Source organism: Deltaproteobacteria bacterium CG11_big_fil_rev_8_21_14_0_20_49_13 (assembly GCA_002796305.1).
Lineage (GTDB): Bacteria > UBA10199 > UBA10199.
The window spans coordinates 1-10,340 of sequence record PCWZ01000063.1 but is presented as its reverse complement, the minus strand read 5'-3'; the positions used below and the strand labels follow the sequence as shown (position 1 = coordinate 10,340).

Genomic DNA, 10,340 nt, shown 5'->3' with positions numbered 1-10,340 from the left:
TCCATAAATCAAGTGTTTGCGGGAGATTGCCGCGCCCCTTCGGGGCTCGCAATGACAGAACAAGCAGGTTTTTAGAGGCGCCCTTATATTATATGGGATTAGAAATTAGAGCCCAGTGCGTATAGATTTTAAGTTCGAAACTTAGAACACTTTTGATGTTCAAATTCCTGAAAAGTGGACTAAGATAAAGGTCCTTAACCGAACATCAGCGTGCCTGACGGGCAGGTCTTTGCACATTCCGGGTCGCCGCCGCAGAGATCGCACTTGACGGTTCGCTCTGTTTTGGTCTCCCAAATTATGTTGCCATATGGACAGGCGGCGAGGCAGGCCTTGCATAATGTGCATTTATCGCGGTCTATTTCCACCGCGCCGGTCTCTTCGTTCCTGGAAATCGATTCGAACTTGCAGGCCTTAAGACACGCCGGGTCGCCGCAGTGAAGGCACGTTAAGGGGATCCTTGCGTTACGGTCGCGAACGATAACGTTTATTCGCGACGATTCGCCATTATAGAACGCGCTACATGTCCTTTCGCAGGTCTTGCAACCCCAGCATTTATATGCGTTTATCTCAAGCTTCTTCATAAAAAATTGTCATCGCGAGCGAGCCATGGGCGAGCGTGGCGATCTAGATTGCTTCGTCGCCATTCTTCGCTTCTCTTCTTCTAACCATTTTTTTGTAGGTGAAGGCATTTTGAGCGGCGGAAGCCCTTCGGCATTCCACTTCTCCATTATCTCGCCCGCAGGATCGTGTATGATATCAAGGAACTTGTTGGTAGTCTCCTTGCGGCGGCAATCTTCGCATACCGTGAAATATTTATCTCCCAGGCTAGACCTGAGGGCATAATGTTTCACCTGCTCTTCGGTAAGGGGAAGGAAAGAATCGCAAGAAGAACACTTTGCCAGCTTGAAATCCTTCTTCCAGATATGCCGTGAACCCTTCTTTTCCTTGAAACCTATAGCCTGTGTTGGGCAGTTGGATGCACAGATAAGGCAACCGATGCACGATTCCGGCGGTTTCTGCCAGAACGCGCCTATTGCCTTTTCTGGACCGCGGTGGACGGTCGCTATTGCATATGCATCCTGCGCGGCGCAAAGTCTGGTGCAAAGACCACAGGTTATGCACCTGTGCTTGGCGTCGTTATGGATTAGTTTCATCGGCGTAACGCCGTATTTTTTTGCAAGCTCTTTCACCTCTTTGGCGTTAGGCGCCTGTGCAAGCAGGAGGTTTAGTATGGTCTCGCGGTTCTTTGCGACCCTAGCGGAGTTGGTTGTGACGGTGAGGCCGCTTTTTATCTTAAATAGGCAGGAGGTGACTATCTTTGTCTGGCCGTTCCACTCAGGTTGTGCGATCTCAACTATGCAAAGCCGGCAACCGCCCCAGTTGGCCACGGCCTCGTGGTGGCAGAGCGTGGGGATGTCTATATCGTTCGCCTTTGCGACATCGAGCACCGTTTCGCCTTCGCTTCCTCTTGCCTTTTTGCCGTCTATGGTGAATTCAATCGTCATGTCAGTTTATCTTTACCGCATTGAACTTGCAAACGTCAAAGCATACACCGCACTTTACACATTTCTTCTGGTCCAATACATGCACTTCTTTTGCCTTGCCTGTTATCGCTTTTGTGGGGCATCTCTTCGCGCATAGCGTACAACCCACACATTTCTCAGTGATGTAAAAAACGGTCAGGTCCTTGCAAACACCAGCACGGCACTTCTTGTGATCAATATGTTCAAGATATTCGTTCCCGAAATACTTGAGCGTCGACATGACCGGGTTAGATGCCGTTGTTCCAAGTCCGCAAAGCGAGCTGTCGTGCATCGTGGAGCATATCGTCTTGATCCTTTCAATGTGTGCGTGTGTGCCGTGGCCCGTGGATATTTCATCGAGCATAACAGCCAGCTGTTTCAACCCCTCTCTGCAGGGAACGCACTTGCCGCAAGATTCGCCCTTAAGGAAATTTATGAAATATCTGGCGACGTCCACCATGCATGTGCGTTCGTCCATCACTATCATGCCGCCGGAGCCCATCATCGAGCCCGATTTTGTCAGCTCATCAAAGTCGACGTGCATGTCGAGTTTTTCTTCGGGCAGACATCCGCCCGAGGGACCGCCGGTCTGGATGGCCTTGAACCTTTTGCCGTTAAGTATCCCGCCTCCGATGTCGTAAACTATGTCCCTTAGTTTCATTCCCATCGGGACCTCAACGAGCCCTGTGTTGTTTATCTTTCCGACGAGAGAGAATACCTTTGTTCCTTTGCTCTTTTCGGTCCCGAGACTTGCGTAATTAAAAGCCCCTTCGGAGATTATGTAGGGGACATTGATCCATGTCTCGACATTGTTTATTACGGTGGGGCAGTCATAAACGCCCGATTCGGCGGGGTAGGGCGGTTTTTGGTTGGGCTCGCCCGTGAAACCCATGAGCGACTGAATGAGAGAGGTCTCTTCGCCGCAGACGAACGCGCCGCCGCCCCTGTTTATCTTGATATCAAAACCAAAACCGCTCCCTAATATGTTCTTTCCAAGAAAACCGTGCTCTCTTGCATCTTTAAGAGCCTGATTCAGGTGCTTTAAGGCAAGCGGATATTCGTGCCTTACATAAATATAACCTTCGTGCGCGCCAATTGCAAAGGCGCCGATCAACATCCCTTCAAGTATGCCGTGAGGGTCCCCCTCCATCATCGACCTGTCCATGAACGCGCCGGGGTCGCCTTCGTCGCCGTTGCATATTATGAACTTGCGTGTCCCCTTTGCCAAGCGGCAGACGCGCCACTTCTGTCCAGTTGTGAATCCGCCTCCTCCGCGTCCGCGAAGCCCGGACCTTGCCACCTCTTCTATCACCTCGTCAGGCTTCATTCCGGAAAGGATCTTTGCAAGTGACTGATATCCGCCGGTTGCAAGGTAGCTGTTTATGTCGTTGGGATCGATGTGCCCGCAGTGGCGAAGGGCTATTCGATTCTGGCCGGCATAGAACTTGACATCGTTATATTTAACGACCCGTTTCTTGGTCGTTGGGTCTGTATATAGAAGGCGTTCTATCGTCTCGCCGTTCTTCAGGGTCTTATCTGTTATTTCCGCAACATCTGCAGGCTTTACGCCCGTGTAGAAGACACCGCTCGGCTTTAAGATGACGAGGGGTCCCCGTTGGCAGAATCCGTGGCATCCGGTGGCGCAGAGACCCATTTCCGCGGCCACATTATGTTTTTTGAACTCGTCAAATACCTCGCGGCTGCCGCTTGCGAGACATCCTGTTCCGCAGCAGACAGATACGCGCTGAGAGAGCAAGGCCTCTTTCGAGAGAAGCTCTTTATGAAGCTTTAAAAGTTCTGTCTGGTTTGCTACGGTCATAGTTAAATAGAGCCTGTCGGGGAATGCCACTTATGCGTCATTGCGAGGAGCGTAGCGACGAAGCAATCTCCCGTAACTACTTGATTTCGTGAGATCGCCACGTCGCCCCTTGGGCCTCTCGCGATGACAAAACTGAATTTCCCGGCAGACTCCAAATAATCTGTCATTCCCGCGAAAGTGGAAATCCAGTTCATGCACCGGATCCCCGCTTGTGCGGGGATGACAGTTCTACCATCTCCTTAACTTCGCTAGTTGTAACGCTGCCGTGATACTTTTCGTTTATGACTATAACGGGCGCCATCGCACAGGCGCCTACGCAGTTGACCTCTTCTATCGTGAATTTCATGTCTTTCGTGGTCTCGCCGGCTTCGATCTTCAGCAGCCGCTGCAGTTCATCGGACAACTGCTCCGCTCCGCGAATATGGCAGGCGGTCCCTTTGCATATCTTTATGATCACCTCTCCGCGCGGCTTTAGACTGAACGCCTTGTAGAACGTAGCAACGCTAAAGGCCCTTGATTTGGGTACGCCCAACTGTTCCGCGGCAAATCCAACAACGTCGCAGGGGAGATAGCGGTATTCATCGTTGATATCCTGAAGCACCTGAATGATGGATGCAGGGTCCTTTGGGTATCTCTTAAGTATGCTTTCTATTTTTTGTTTCTCTTGTATCATAAGGACGCCTTGGCCCCCTCATCAAATGCCGCGTAGTTGAGTTTCACGAGCTCTTCACCCTTCTTTTTAAAGGCGTACTCTATTCTGCCCTTAATGGCCTTTTCGGGCATGATCTTCGTCTTTCCGATAAGGGCGCCAAGCATTATGATATTGGCGGAGCGGGCGTTCCCTAGCTTCACTGCCAGATCGTTACACGGAATAAGCACCTCTTTAATGTCCGTGCGACCCGAGCGGACATCTATCAAAGAGCTGTTTATAAAAAGATATCCGTCCTTCTTTACCCACGGCCCGAAATTGTCGAGCGATGGCCGGTTCATTACGACCACTATCTCCGGCGAGCTCACCACAGGTGAACCGACCGGTTTGTCGGAGACGACCACCGTGCACGAAGCGGTGCCGCCGCGCATCTCCGGCCCGTAAGAGGGGAGCCAGGTGACATTCAAACCCTCGTCCATGCCGGAGTAGGCCAGCATCTGTCCGATGAGAAGAATCCCCTGTCCTCCAAATCCTGCGAATATTACCTCGTGTTGCATCTATGTATGATGGGGGGAACGACTCGCTCGAAGACTCGCTCCTTCCCCCAAAGCCCCTTTCGCTCGCGCGGAATGAATCCGACGCTCACTCACCTTAACTTTTTTCATCATCCGGTGTCTTAAAGACCTTGAGCGGGTAATAAGGGACCATGGTCTTTTCAACCCATTCCGCCGATTTTATAGGCGAAATTCCCCAGTTAGTGGGGCAGACGGACAAAACCTCTACGAACGAAAAACAGCGGTTCTCCTTCTGGTTAGTGAAGGCCTGCCGCAGATATTCCTTTGTCTTGATAACTCCCCTCGTTGTATGGACCGCCGAGCGGACGATGAACGAAGGCGTTTGAAGTGTTGCGAGTAGTTCCGAAACCCTCATCGGATAGCCCGTCACCTTGACGTCCCTTCCCTTGGGAGTTGTTGTGGTCAACTGACAGGGCATGGTGGTCGGGGCCATCTGGCCGCCGGTCATGCCGTAAATGGCGTTGTTGACGAATACGACCGTTATCTTCTCTCCGCGGTTGGCCGCATGGATTATCTCTGAAAGTCCGATCGAGGCCAGATCGCCGTCGCCCTGATATGTGAATACGGTGAGCTCCGGGTTCGAGCGCTTTATTCCGGTGGCCATGGCCGGGGCACGTCCGTGAGCCGCCTCTACGAAGTCACAATTGAAATAGTTATAGGCAAGGACCGCGCATCCAACGGGTGCCACGCCTATCGTGTTTTCTCGAAGTTTAAGCTCATCCAGGACCTCGGCCACAAGGCGGTGGATGGTGCCGTGCGTGCAACCTGGGCAGTAGTGCGTGGTCGCATCGCGAAGAGCTTCGGGTTTCGTGAATATCTTATCCATATAATATCCGCTCATGGTGAGCTTGTCGAACCATGAACCACTTACATCCTTCGACAGGCTCAGGATGAGCGATTTTAAATCAGCGTCCTCATCTTCTTTAGTATCTCGTCCGGCGTTGGAATGTTCCCGCCGGTTCGGCCGTAAAAATGTATCTCTTTTCCCTTGCCCACTATGCGCTCCACATCCTCGATCATCTGGCCGCAGCTCATCTCCACCACCAGTATCTTCTTAGCGTTCACGGCCGCCTTTTCCAGCTGGCCTTCGGGATAGGGGAAGAGCGTGATGGGTCTGAAGAGGCCGATCTTGCGGCCCTCTTTTACAAGCTCGGCCATTGCCGATTTGCAGATGCGCGCCATGGTGCCGTAAGCGACTATCATCAGCTCGCATGCGCTGTCGCAGCCTTCCTGTTCGAAGCGCGTCTCTTCCTTCTTCATTACGTTATATTTTGCGGTGAGCTTTTCGTTCAACTTCTCAAGCGTGTTGGCATCTAGAAAGAGAGAGGTGAGTATTCTGGGTTTTCTACCTTTGCAGCCGGTAACCGCCCATTCGCCGCTTGTATCGACCCTTGGCTTGATGGGTTTAAACTCGACCGGCTCCATCATCTGGCCTATCATTCCGTCGCCGACGAGCATCACCGGCGTGCGGTATTTGTCCGCAAGGTCAAAGGCGTCGATCATGAGGTCGGCCGCTTCCTGAATGGTAGAAGGGGCCAGGACCAGTGCATGATAATCGCCGTGGCCGCCCCCCTTTGTTGCCTGAAAATAATCGGCCTGAGCCGGCAGAATTCCGCCGAGACCCGGTCCGCAGCGCATTATATTGACGATGACCGCCGGCACTTCGGTTCCGGCTATGTATGATATCGCCTCCATCATTAAGGAGATCCCGGGGCTTGAAGATGTGGTAAAGACCCTCTTGCCTGTGCAGGCCGCGCCATAGACCATGTTCGCGGCGGCAAGTTCGCTTTCGGCTTGAAGGAAGACCCCCCCCACTTCCGGCATTCTCTTTGCCAGATATTCGGCTATTTCGGTCTGAGGGGTGATCGGATAGCAGAAATAATTGTGAGCGCCGGCGTGTATCGCCGCCTCCGCAATCGCCTCGTTACCCTTCATCAGTTTCTTGGCCATGCTAATTTTACCCTTCAAGCTAGCGTTAGCGAGTCGAGAAGCTAACGGTCAGTAATCAAAAAATCTATAAAGCGAGCCTTCTGCCTCCACCTCAATTGCCACGTCGGGGCATGTTATGGCGCAGAGGCGACAGACTATGCAACGCGTAGGTTCCACGACCTGCGCTGGATAATAACCCTTCACGCTTATCTTGTCGGACATGGAAATAATGCCCTGCGGGCAGACGTTCTTGCAGAGCTCGCATCCTTTGCATTTGTCCTTATTGATGTTTACGTTGGACATAAAAATCAGGGGACACACACGGTGTGTGTCCCCTGGAATTCCTAACGTGATTAGAATGTCTTGGCAACCAAAAATTAATTTTAGGGCTATATTTTGAGGGTGGAGAAGTTTCCTGTCTTCTTCCATGGAGGAAGGAGGAGGCGTTTCAGGGGGAGCACAGGAGAGCCGATCTCTTTCGCGTCCATTTTTGCGAGGATACCGTTCATTACCGTCGCAAATTTTATAGGTACGCCGCTCTCTTTAGAGATATTGGTGGCTGTTCGAGCGCCGGTGATTATTGTCTCGGGAGTAGTTTCATCTATTAAATGGGTATTGACTATGAATCCGTTGATGGGAAGCCCGCTCACGCCCGATATTTCCCGCATGATCTTCATTGTCCCCGCCGCGTTGCCGGTGAAGGGTCGGTTGGGGTTCAGCACAAAAAGGACCTCGCATTCGTTCTTTGAAAGATGGTCTGAAAGTGAGGCGAGCCCCTTTGCCCCGACGTCATCTCCCCCAACATCGAGTATCAACCGGTGGCCCTTGCGAATAAGGAGCCCCTTGACCTCCGGGAGTATTATCGGAAGGTCCGCCCATGTGTATTCCCCTTTCGGGTAGATCACCTTTATCCCCTTTTCTTCCATTGGGCTTGCGGCCTCACGGCAACGAAAGTAGGGGTTGACCATGTCCATGTCGACTATCGTCACCTCTTCATCGGGAGCGCCGGCCTTCACCGCCAGCGAGAAATTTACCGAAACCTCGGTCTTTCCGGAGCCGAAGTTGCCGACTATTATGGTGATGGGTTGGAGGGAATGGCTACCGTTCACAAGTGTAAGCGATCTTTTTTCCATATGATGAATGGACGATAGCCAAACCTTGATACTAATGCCAGTACAAAAATTACCGACCACGGTTTAAAAGTAGATGCAAAATCGGCTAAAAAAATGAAAAAAAGGTTGAAAAACGCAACTTTCAGTGTCCATATGGCCGATAATAATATAGAGGGTGGTTGTGCCACTATGCTTAAAAGCAACAAACAATTGATATTACAGGGTATTTTGTTGGCGACCGTTTTTCTGTTTGCCGGTTGTGGCGGAAGTTCGCCAAGTGGAACGCAGCAGGAAGACGGCTCTACGGTCGCACAACAAGGGACAAATGGAGAGACTGAAACTCAGGAAGAAGAAATCGGCGATGTCGGCACAGAAACAACGAACGCAGAACCCTCATGTTCACAAATAGATTTATCATTTCGCGATTGTCCCGCCGACAGATGCAACGGCGAAAAATGGGAGGACTATCCGGATGACGGGCAAGACACATGCTTGGATGGCAGTGTCACGGTTTATTCATGCTCGATATTAAGCTCAACATATAACGCAACCTGCGATCTGGATGACGATGACGATGACGAATTGGATGTAAGCGATAACTGTCCGTCCATCGCCAATCCTGATCAGGCCGATCTGGACGGCGACGGCGTTGGCGATGCGTGCGACAGTTCGAACGAGTATTTAGGCCAATTGTCCGCCGTGTGGGCAAATGAAGGAGGAGACAAGGTAACACAGGATGAATTGCGCGCAGCATCAGACCCGCAGAGCGTTGTAAACAGCGTTTGGGATGGGAGCGGCGTCACTATTTTCGGAGCGAAGAACGAGGTTGTTGGATTTAACCTTGTTTTAGAATCGGCCGATGTTGATGTAAATGACGTGTCTGTCACTTTTAATGCCATGACGGGACCCGGCGGCGCAGAGATCGGTTCGATACCGGCCAGCCAAGAGGGCGTTTTTTCGTGGGTCGATAGGAACATCGAGCTTTTCTATGTTCGTTATCTGCAGATAAAGGGTTTAAGCGCGTTCGGTTACGAGGCTTATTATGATGAAAGGCATGTGCCGAACAAATTGCGAAGACCCTGGACCGGCAACGGTGAAGCCACCGGCACGTGGACCGACAGGCCAAACCACGATAAATATTATCCGGACATACTCGTCCCCATGGAATGGGTGAACACGTTCGACGTTAAAAAAAGTAACAACCAGTCAGTCTGGTGTGACATATATATCCCTAAAACAGCGCTGAGCGGGATTTATCAAGGGGTGATGACCATAAAAGAAGGCGGCGTGACAAAAGGAGAGGTTCCTGTTTCACTCACCGTAAGAAATTTCGCTCTTCCGGACACGCCGTCGGCAAAGACCATGATCTTTTTGGGTTATGGCGATATTAATGAACGTTATTTGGGAGAACGCTGGCCGAACGTAGGACTTGACGACGTTGCATCGGATACAATTCGTGACAGACATTTTTTATTGGCTCATCGTCACAAGATGTCCATTATCGACGCTAATTACAGCGCGGAACCGTGGAGCGACGATGCGCCAAGGAACGAGTGGCTACCGAGGCTTGACGGTTCGCTTTTTTCCAGGGCTAACGGTTATGACGGCCCCGGCGTCGATGTTGGGGATAACGTTTTTTCCATTGGAACATATTCGTCGTGGCAGGGTCCCGATTGGGACAGTGAAGAGGAAATGAGAACGCATTCAGACGCGTGGGTGAACTGGTTCAATAATAACTCTCCGGAGACTGAATATTTCCTTTATTTGATAGACGAAAGCGGCAACCTGCCGCAAATAGAACAGTGGGCAAAATGGATCGAAGACAATCCGGGCCCGGGCGGCGAATTAATGTCCATGGCAACAATTGCGATGCCGGACGCCTTTGCCAGCACCCCTTCGCTTGACATCCCGACATCGACGATCGGAGTTGGGATCACGAGCGCGTGGGAGAACGCCGTTGATGCGTTCAACGCCCAACCCGGCAAACGCGTTTATATGTACAACGGCAAACGTCCGGCCGCCGGCACTCTTGCTACGGAGGACGACGGCGTGGGTTTTCGCGTTACGGCGTGGTCTCAATTCAAGAAGAATATCGACCGCTGGTTCATATGGGAGTCAACATATTACTTTGACCAGCAAGCATGCGGCGACCGTGTCAATCTTTTTGCCTCGGCAAAGACGTTCGGTTGTGACGATCATTTTGACGATGTGCGCGGCCGAACCGGTTTTAACTATACAAATGGCGACGGCGTTCTCTTCTATCCGGGAACGGATACGATATATCCGCAAGATTCATATAATGTGGCGGGGCCGATAGCGAGCCTTCGTTTGAAACTTTGGCGGCGCGGGATACAGGACGTGGATTATCTCACAATGGCGGCGGCAAAGGACCCGACGCGGGTTCAGCAGATAGTTAACGAAATGATACCGAAGGTTTTGTGGGAATATGGTGTCGACAATCCAATCGACCCAACATACGTTCATACCGACATAAGTTGGTCGACTAACCCTGACATTTGGGAGACGGCGCGTGCAGAACTGGCGGATATTATTGAAGCAGAGTAAACTTTTGGGCTCTTCGCGGATTTGAGTTGGCCTTTTGCGGGACAAGATGGCGGGAAGAAGCGATTAGAGTATTTGGCTCTTCGCGGATATGAGTGGGTCATTTGCGGGACAGGGTGACAGGAAGAAGCGGTCAGACATGGGTCATCTGTTAATATATCGAATAAGAAA

At 51.4% G+C, this 10,340-nt stretch carries 11 protein-coding genes; 1 reads left to right on the top strand and 10 read right to left on the bottom strand.

Features of this window, described 5'->3' with window-relative positions; translation table 11 throughout:
• Positions 1–194: 194 nt before the first annotated feature.
• From COV46_06020 to COV46_05975, 10 genes are all read right to left on the bottom strand, one after another.
• A complete protein-coding gene (locus tag COV46_06020; GenBank protein PIR17011.1) occupies positions 195–581 on the bottom strand; it encodes a hypothetical protein in 387 nt (128 codons plus the stop codon).
• Positions 582–590: 9 nt separating this feature from the next.
• A complete protein-coding gene (locus tag COV46_06015; protein PIR17010.1) occupies positions 591–1,505 on the bottom strand; it encodes a hypothetical protein in 915 nt (304 codons plus the stop codon).
• 1 nt (position 1,506) lies between these two features.
• Positions 1,507–3,342, bottom strand: a complete 1,836-nt coding sequence (locus COV46_06010; GenBank protein PIR17009.1) for an NADH-quinone oxidoreductase subunit F — start codon at positions 3,340–3,342, stop codon at positions 1,507–1,509.
• Between the two features lie 2 nt (positions 3,343–3,344).
• Complete coding sequence (locus COV46_06005; protein PIR17008.1) at positions 3,345–3,536, bottom strand: hypothetical protein; 192 nt, start codon at positions 3,534–3,536, stop codon at positions 3,345–3,347.
• Positions 3,533–4,015, bottom strand: coding sequence for an NADH-quinone oxidoreductase subunit NuoE (locus tag COV46_06000; protein PIR17007.1), 483 nt, complete (start codon positions 4,013–4,015; stop codon positions 3,533–3,535). Before COV46_06000 ends, COV46_06005 begins: the two co-directional genes overlap by 4 nt.
• Positions 4,012–4,548, bottom strand: coding sequence for a 2-oxoacid:ferredoxin oxidoreductase subunit gamma (locus COV46_05995; protein ID PIR17006.1), 537 nt, complete (start codon positions 4,546–4,548; stop codon positions 4,012–4,014). Before COV46_05995 ends, COV46_06000 begins: the two co-directional genes overlap by 4 nt.
• A 94-nt stretch (positions 4,549–4,642) precedes the next feature.
• The gene (locus tag COV46_05990) at positions 4,643–5,392 is read right to left on the bottom strand and encodes a 2-oxoglutarate oxidoreductase (protein PIR17017.1); all 750 of its coding nucleotides are present in this window, start codon (positions 5,390–5,392) and stop codon (positions 4,643–4,645) included.
• A gap of 74 nt (positions 5,393–5,466) precedes the next feature.
• Entirely contained in the window at positions 5,467–6,516 is a 1,050-nt protein-coding gene (locus COV46_05985) for a 3-methyl-2-oxobutanoate dehydrogenase subunit VorB (GenBank protein PIR17005.1), read from the bottom strand.
• Between the two features lie 48 nt (positions 6,517–6,564).
• Positions 6,565–6,798 carry a hypothetical protein gene (locus tag COV46_05980; protein PIR17004.1) on the bottom strand — a complete coding sequence of 78 codons (234 nt, stop codon included), beginning with the start codon at positions 6,796–6,798 and terminating at the stop codon, positions 6,565–6,567.
• 86 nt (positions 6,799–6,884) lie between these two features.
• Positions 6,885–7,628: a cobalamin biosynthesis protein CbiA gene (locus COV46_05975; protein ID PIR17003.1), complete on the bottom strand. Its 744-nt coding sequence runs from the start codon at positions 7,626–7,628 to the stop codon at positions 6,885–6,887.
• 93 nt (positions 7,629–7,721) lie between these two features.
• On the opposite strand from COV46_05975, the gene COV46_05970 reads away from it, so the two are divergent.
• Positions 7,722–10,172 carry a hypothetical protein gene (locus COV46_05970; GenBank protein PIR17002.1) on the top strand — a complete coding sequence of 817 codons (2,451 nt, stop codon included), beginning with the start codon at positions 7,722–7,724 and terminating at the stop codon, positions 10,170–10,172.
• Positions 10,173–10,340 lie beyond the last annotated feature (168 nt).

What these genes read in the sequence shown, in the direction of transcription:
- COV46_06000 (PIR17007.1), bottom strand. Translation starts at nt 4,015, where the DNA reads ATGATACAAGAGAAACAAAAAATAGAAAGCATACTTAAGAGATACCCA.
- COV46_06020 (PIR17011.1), bottom strand. Translation starts at nt 581, where the DNA reads ATGAAGAAGCTTGAGATAAACGCATATAAATGCTGGGGTTGCAAGACC.
- COV46_05975 (PIR17003.1), bottom strand. Translation starts at nt 7,628, where the DNA reads ATGGAAAAAAGATCGCTTACACTTGTGAACGGTAGCCATTCCCTCCAA.
- COV46_05995 (PIR17006.1), bottom strand. Translation starts at nt 4,548, where the DNA reads ATGCAACACGAGGTAATATTCGCAGGATTTGGAGGACAGGGGATTCTT.
- COV46_05970 (PIR17002.1), top strand. Translation starts at nt 7,722, where the DNA reads ATGAAAAAAAGGTTGAAAAACGCAACTTTCAGTGTCCATATGGCCGAT.
- COV46_06005 (PIR17008.1), bottom strand. Translation starts at nt 3,536, where the DNA reads ATGAACTGGATTTCCACTTTCGCGGGAATGACAGATTATTTGGAGTCT.
- COV46_05985 (PIR17005.1), bottom strand. Translation starts at nt 6,516, where the DNA reads ATGGCCAAGAAACTGATGAAGGGTAACGAGGCGATTGCGGAGGCGGCG.
- COV46_06015 (PIR17010.1), bottom strand. Translation starts at nt 1,505, where the DNA reads ATGACGATTGAATTCACCATAGACGGCAAAAAGGCAAGAGGAAGCGAA.
- COV46_06010 (PIR17009.1), bottom strand. Translation starts at nt 3,342, where the DNA reads ATGACCGTAGCAAACCAGACAGAACTTTTAAAGCTTCATAAAGAGCTT.
- COV46_05980 (PIR17004.1), bottom strand. Translation starts at nt 6,798, where the DNA reads ATGTCCAACGTAAACATCAATAAGGACAAATGCAAAGGATGCGAGCTC.
- COV46_05990 (PIR17017.1), bottom strand. Translation starts at nt 5,392, where the DNA reads ATGGATAAGATATTCACGAAACCCGAAGCTCTTCGCGATGCGACCACG.